This is a genomic window from Fusibacter sp. (genome assembly GCF_057447755.1).
Window position 1 is genome coordinate 1 of the sequence record NZ_JBVBZF010000243.1, and the last position, 5505, is coordinate 5505.

Below are 5505 nucleotides of genomic sequence, written 5' to 3' on the forward strand. Positions count from 1 at the left end.
GTCCTCAAAAGTGGACTCAAATCTTGTAAAAAACTTGCATTGTTTATCTTGTCATAAAATTTACTTTATTTTTATGAAATGTAACACAAGTTACCGAATTGGACTTTCAAATAATATATGATTAGGTCGTAGGGTTGACGGATATAAATCAGATGAGTAGGAATAAAATGGAAACAATCGTTACTTATTTGAATTGAGTTCAATCATGAACTGGTATTTATTAAAATGATTATAAAATTTGAAAGGAGATTCAAAAATGAGTATGTTTTGTTATCAATGTCAAGAGGCAGCAGGCGGAAAAGGCTGTACAAAAATTGGAGTATGTGGAAAAACGGATAATGTTGCAAACCTTCAAGACTTATTGATCTATACCTTAAAAGGGGTTTCTGAATTTAACCAACAAGCAAGAGCTGCAGGATTAAACACAGCTGAGGCAGATCATGTACTTTTAGATGGCTTATTCGCAACGATCACTAATGCGAACTTCGATAAAAATGCAATCAGTGCAAAAATTGAAAATGCTTTAAAAACGAGAGATGCAATTAAAGCGACACTTGAGTCAAGTGGCAAGCTTGAAGCTAAAACTTACCATGATTCAGCAGTTTGGACAGGTGATAAAGCTTCCTTTGAAGCAAAATCTGTTGATGGCGTTGGTGTTTTATCAACTGAAAATGAAGATGTAAGAAGTCTTAGAGAGTTAATCGTATACGGTTTAAAAGGTATGGCAGCTTATGCTGAGCATGCAGCTAATTTAGGCTTTGCAGATGAGACAATCTATGACTTTATCGAAAAAGCACTTCTTGCAACAATCAATGATGGCTTATCTGCAGATGAGCTCGTGGCTTTAACACTTGAAACTGGTAAATATGGTGTTAACGTTATGGCGCTTCTTGATAAAGCAAATACAAGTTCTTACGGAAATCCAGAGATCACTGAAGTTAATATCGGCGTAGGTACAAATCCTGCAATCTTAATTTCAGGTCATGACCTTAAAGATATGGAAGAGCTTTTAGCACAAACTGAAGGCACTGGCGTAGATGTTTACACACATTCAGAAATGCTTCCTGCTCACTACTATCCAGCATTCAAGAAATACAGCCATTTCGTAGGTAACTACGGTAATGCATGGTGGAAACAAAAAGAAGAATTTGAAAAGTTCAATGGACCAATCATCTTCACAACTAACTGTATTGTACCACCAGCAGATTCTTACAAAGACAGAGTATATACAACTGGTTCAGCTGGATTTGAAGGCTTTAACCACATTCCAAATAGAGCAGATGGCAAAGCAAAAGATTTTAGCCAAATCATCGAGCATGCTAAAAAATTACCATCACCAACAGAAATTGAAACAGGTAAAATCGTTGGTGGGTTTGCACACAATCAAGTATTGGCATTAGCGGATAAGGTTGTTGATGCTGTTAAAACTGGCGCAATCAAGCAATTCTTCGTAATGGCGGGTTGTGATGGTAGAATGAAATCAAGAGATTACTACACTGAATTTGCAAATGAACTTCCAAGTGATACAGTAATCTTAACAGCTGGATGTGCAAAATACAGATACAACAAGTTAAACCTTGGCGATATCGGTGGTATCCCAAGAGTATTAGATGCAGGACAATGTAACGATTCATACTCGTTAGCAGTGATTGCACTTAAGCTTAAAGAAGTATTTGAGCTTAATGACATCAATGAATTACCGATTTCTTATAACATCGCTTGGTATGAGCAAAAAGCCGTTATCGTATTGCTTGCACTTTTATACCTTGGCGTTAAAAACATCAAGCTCGGACCAACATTACCAGCATTCTTGTCTCCAAATGTAGCAAACGTTCTCGTTGAAACATTCGGTATCAATGGTATTGGAACAGTTCAAGAAGACTTAGTACAGTTCTTAGGCTAAGGGTTTCCATGATATTTAATTAATTTTTAGATTGATCCCCATGAAGTGTGTGATATATTCTCCCTTCATGGGGATTTTTTATATATTTTATAGGTGGATGTAAAAAAATGAAATGACAATAAATCAAAGGGGTATGAGTTGAGTAGAAAAAGGTTTGGAGGGATCCCATGATTCAGAATGAGTGGTATGCGGTTTTAAGTGCTAAAGAAGTACCTCATAAAGCACCTGTGACGTTTAAGCGACTTGGTGTGAAGTTTGTGGCGTTTAGAAACAACCAGGGTAAGATTTGTATCATAGAAGATAGATGCTGTCATAGAGGGGCTTCTCTTGGGATGGGAAAAGTTCACGGTGGTCACCTAGAGTGTCCTTTTCATGGCTTTGTTTATGACGAAAATGGGTGTGTTGTAAAAATCCCTGCAAATGGTTCAAGGGCCAAAGTCACAGAAATATACAAGGTTAAAAAATACATAACACGTGAAATTGGTGGGATGGTTTATTTGTGGTGGGGCTCCGATCATTTTAGTCCTGATTATGAGCCAGTTGTCTTTGAAGATTTGCAGTCGCCTGATTTTTCTTATAGCGAGTTTATTGATTACTGGCCTGTTCATTATACTAGGGCGATAGAAAATCAACTTGATGTCATTCATCTGCCCTTTGTTCACAAAACAACAATTGGGAGAGGTGGGAGAACCATAATTAGTGGTCCAGTGGTAAAAGCTTCTAAAAATCATATGAAATTCTATGTGAAAGCAGATGTAGATGATGGTGATAACAAACCTTTAAAACCGAGTGAAATTAAGTCCTACGAGAGCTTAAATGCACTTGAGTTTCAGTTTCCAAACATTTGGCATAATATTATTTCTGATAAACTAAGGGTATTTGCTGCCTTTGCGCCAGTTGATGAGGAGAACACAGTGATCTATATCAGATATTATCAAAGTTTTATGAAATTACCTCTTTTGAAGCAGGTGGTCAATAGGCTTGGAATTTGGTTTAGTATCATTATTTTAAGACAAGACAAGCGTGTGGTCATCACTCAAGAGCCAAAATATTCGGAGTATCGCATGAATGAGAAGTTGATTCAGGGTGACTTGCCAATTGTTGAGTTTAGGAAAATGAGGGCGAGAAAAATAGAAGAGGATGATAATGTCTTGTAATAAAAAAAGAGCTAGATTTGATGGGATCTAGCTCTTAATCATCAAGATAGGAAGTTAAGTTATTTAAACCTGCACCAAAGTAGTTGGCAGAAGGTTTTACAAAGTCATACGTGTACTGGTCTTTCTTTTTAAATTCAACGATCTTACCTGAAACTTGGTTGATGGTTTCAGGTTCTTTACTTTTTACGACAATAGCTTCAAGCTTCATAAATAGGACCTCCATTTTATAATTTAAGTTAGAATCGAAAGTTCATAAAGATACTTATTTCGGTATAATTATGCAATCTAGGGCATAAAAATCCTCATCCAAATTTACAATAGGACGAGGCTAATTGCAATACCACATATTCACACCAAAGTCTTTAAAGGAACTACCCGAAATCATTGTTTAATTCGCAACCATTGTGGTTGAAATCTGATTGCGAAGTGCCAGTATATTTATACTGAACGCTTATATTAATTGGTATTATAACAAGGGTGAATATGCATGTCAATACTAATTGTGAGAAAATTATAAAAAATATGACAATTCATTTTAATATCAAAAATAGGCGAAAAAGTGTACGTTTATGGCGGACGTTGATTGTTCAAGAAAATATAACATTTGCCTGATTGAATTCTTATGCCTCATTCGCTATACTGAGTTATAGCTTCATAAGGAGGTGTATGTTTATGGAGAATCAAAAGAGAATTAAAGCAGTTATCACAGATTTAGACGGGACCTTGTTGAATCAACACCATACCTTGAGTGAACTCAGCAAGTCTACTATTAAGGCATTACAATCCTTGGATGTTCAGTTTTTAATAGCGACGGGTAGACACCATTGCGATGCTAAAATCATTAGAGACCGCCTAAATGTAGAAGCTTTTATCATTGCTGCAAATGGTGCAACAGTCCTTAATCCAGCAGGTGAAGTGATTCATCAGGCTGTTATGAATCCTGAAATTGTTGAAAAACTTTTGGCAATCGAAACGAAAGAAGGCGTCTATAAAAATATATATCAAGAGGACCACTGGATGGTAGAGGTCGTTGACAAGGTCTTTGAGGACTACTATCAAGATGGCGATTTTATGTATACGGTTTGCAGACTGGAGGACCAACTTTCAAAGCCAATTAATAAAATGTTCTTTACTTCCAGAGATCATGAACTCTTAGTGCCTGTGGAAAAAATGCTCAAGACAATGTTTAGCGAGTTTGTAGATGTGACATTCTCAATGCCTCAATGCCTTGAGATCATGCCGAAGGGCACCAACAAGGGCTCTGCGTTGACAGAAACTTTAAAACATCTTGGTATTCAACTAGATGAAAGCGTTGCCTTTGGTGACGGTATGAATGACTTCGAGATGCTTAGTCTTGTAGGTACAGGTTATGTCATGCAAAATGCAAATGAACAACTGAAAAACCATTTACCGGATAATCCAAGAGTTGGACATCATGCGGAAGATGCAGTGGCTAAAAAAATCATAGAGTTATTCTCAATTGATTTCAATCAAAAAGACCCTTTAAGTGCTTCTTAAGAACTTATAAGGGTCTTTTGTTATCCTTATGCCCAATTGCCATTTTTAAATATATCTACTTCTTTACCATCTGCTGTGAGCGCTTTGATATTAAGTTGTTCAGAACCCACCATGAAGTCCACATGAATTAAGCTGTAGTTGCCGCCTAGGGCTTCAAGTGCCTGTGGTGAAACCTCTACGCCACCTTCAATTGTAGAAGGATAAGCTCGCCCTAGGGCAAAGTGACAAGCCGCATTCTCATCAAACAGTGTGTTGTAAAAAATTTTACCACTCTGATAAATTGGACTTGTGACAGGGACTAAAGCCACCTCGCCAAGGTGCATTGCACCATCATCTGTCTCCAAAAGGGCCTTAAGGGTTTCGTATCCCTTTTCAGCAGAAAAATCAATGATTTTTCCGTCTTTGAAAGTAAAGGCAAAGTTATCAATGAGAACACCATTATAATTGAGTGGCATGGTTGCCTTTAGACTACCATTTACACCGAGCTTATGAGGTGCGGTAAAAACTTCTTCAGTTGGAATATTAGGGACAAAGTAGGCGTTATTGCAGGTGTTGACGCTGCCGCCACCTTCAAAAATATAGCCCTTTGGCAGCTCGACGCTTAAATCCGTTCCAGGTGCGCTAAAGTGAAGGCTTTTAATCTTTAATTGGTTCAAATAGTTTACTTTTTCTTGCAGTGTTTCAACATGTGATTCCCAAGCCTCGACAGGGTCTGGTTGATCGATGCGGTTAATTTTAAAAATGAGAGCCCACAGGGCATCTATTCCTTCTTCAACAGGTAGCTCAGGGAATACCTTCTGTGCCCATTCTGGAGATGGCACTGCAATGCCAAGCCAACTAACACCGCCCTTGTTGAATAAATCCCTATAGTTGGCGATGCCAATAGCTGTACTCTTATTAACCCGTGCAATCTTTGCTGGATCAACA

General features: G+C 37.7%; 5 protein-coding genes. 3 read left to right on the forward strand and 2 right to left on the reverse strand.

Annotation, left to right across the window (positions count from 1 at the left end; translation table 11 throughout):
• Positions 1-256: 256 nt before the first annotated feature.
• The gene (gene hcp / locus AC220I_RS17540; RefSeq protein ID WP_486725162.1) at positions 257-1903 is read left to right on the forward strand and encodes a hydroxylamine reductase; all 1647 of its coding nucleotides are present in this window, start codon (positions 257-259) and stop codon (positions 1901-1903) included.
• A 167-nt stretch (positions 1904-2070) separates the two neighbouring features.
• On the forward strand, positions 2071-3060 hold the full coding sequence (locus AC220I_RS17545) for a Rieske 2Fe-2S domain-containing protein (RefSeq protein ID WP_486725163.1): 990 nt from the start codon (positions 2071-2073) through the stop codon (positions 3058-3060).
• Between the two features lie 34 nt (positions 3061-3094).
• Here the strand turns inward: AC220I_RS17545 and AC220I_RS17550 are convergent, their stop codons facing one another.
• Positions 3095-3268: a hypothetical protein gene (locus AC220I_RS17550; protein ID WP_486725164.1), complete on the reverse strand. Its 174-nt coding sequence runs from the start codon at positions 3266-3268 to the stop codon at positions 3095-3097.
• 464 nt (positions 3269-3732) lie between these two features.
• On the opposite strand from AC220I_RS17550, the gene AC220I_RS17555 reads away from it, so the two are divergent.
• The gene (locus tag AC220I_RS17555; protein ID WP_486725165.1) at positions 3733-4578 is read left to right on the forward strand and encodes a Cof-type HAD-IIB family hydrolase; all 846 of its coding nucleotides are present in this window, start codon (positions 3733-3735) and stop codon (positions 4576-4578) included.
• A 26-nt stretch (positions 4579-4604) separates the two neighbouring features.
• Here AC220I_RS17555 and AC220I_RS17560 read toward each other — a convergent pair.
• Positions 4605-5505, reverse strand: a 901-nt coding sequence (locus AC220I_RS17560) for an aminopeptidase (RefSeq protein WP_486725166.1), incomplete at its 5' end; no start/stop codon positions are given.

What these genes read in the sequence shown, in the direction of transcription:
- AC220I_RS17555 (WP_486725165.1), top strand. Translation starts at nt 3,733, where the DNA reads ATGGAGAATCAAAAGAGAATTAAAGCAGTTATCACAGATTTAGACGGG.
- hcp (WP_486725162.1), top strand. Translation starts at nt 257, where the DNA reads ATGAGTATGTTTTGTTATCAATGTCAAGAGGCAGCAGGCGGAAAAGGC.
- AC220I_RS17550 (WP_486725164.1), bottom strand. Translation starts at nt 3,268, where the DNA reads ATGAAGCTTGAAGCTATTGTCGTAAAAAGTAAAGAACCTGAAACCATC.
- AC220I_RS17545 (WP_486725163.1), top strand. Translation starts at nt 2,071, where the DNA reads ATGATTCAGAATGAGTGGTATGCGGTTTTAAGTGCTAAAGAAGTACCT.